At 59.7% G+C, this 667-nt stretch carries 1 pseudogene; it reads left to right on the top strand.

Annotated features, from left to right (window positions below):
* Positions 1 to 667 (top strand): annotated as a pseudogene (locus EN780_RS39350) (hypothetical protein); the annotation flags it as partial.

Here is a 667-nt window from a genome sequence, read left to right as displayed (position 1 = left end):
GCTCAAGAGTTTCAGCCGATCGGGCTGACGAACCAGATCGACCGTGATAGCCTGCTGTGCGGCACAAGCGACAGTGTCTCGGCCTGCAACAAGAAGAAGGCTTTACGAGCGGAACTCGTTGCCTATCTCCAGACGCCCGCGGCAGTCGCAGATATTGACGCTGGCACTCTTGAGCTCCCGGAAAAGTACCTTTCCAAACGCGCCGTTTCCGTTTCGCCCGGCGGTGTCCATCGGGCGCGAAACCAGCCCTTCTGGAAAGCAGCGGACATCGGGAGGAAAGGCCGAAAGTCGGATCAGGAAATCATCTCAGATGACGAACTGTGGGCAGCCCTCAAGCGCTTTGACGAAACGGGGCAGAGGCTCAGCTTCATAAAATCGCCTGAAGATTTTCGTACCCGGCTGAACGACAGCACATGTACGGGCTGCCACCAGACGCGGGCCATTGCCGGTTTCCATTTTCCCGGCGCTGACCGTCAAGGGACTCCCTCAGCGAATTCCGTCTTCCTCCCCGGCTCGCCGCTATTCTTTGGCGATCAGCCACGCCGGACCGAGATCGTCAGCGAAATCGCGAAGCGTCCGTCGGGCAGGTTGTCGACCTACGAGTTGGCGATCGGCTATTCGGCCCGCCCGCTGAACAGGCTGCAGAGCGAGCTGTCCGACACGCAAT

The sequence above is a fragment of the Mesorhizobium sp. M4B.F.Ca.ET.089.01.1.1 genome, assembly GCF_004022605.1.
GTDB lineage: Bacteria > Pseudomonadota > Alphaproteobacteria > Rhizobiales > Rhizobiaceae > Mesorhizobium > Mesorhizobium abyssinicae.
Note: the sequence above shows the minus strand (reverse complement) of the source record. Positions and strands in the feature narration are given on the sequence as shown.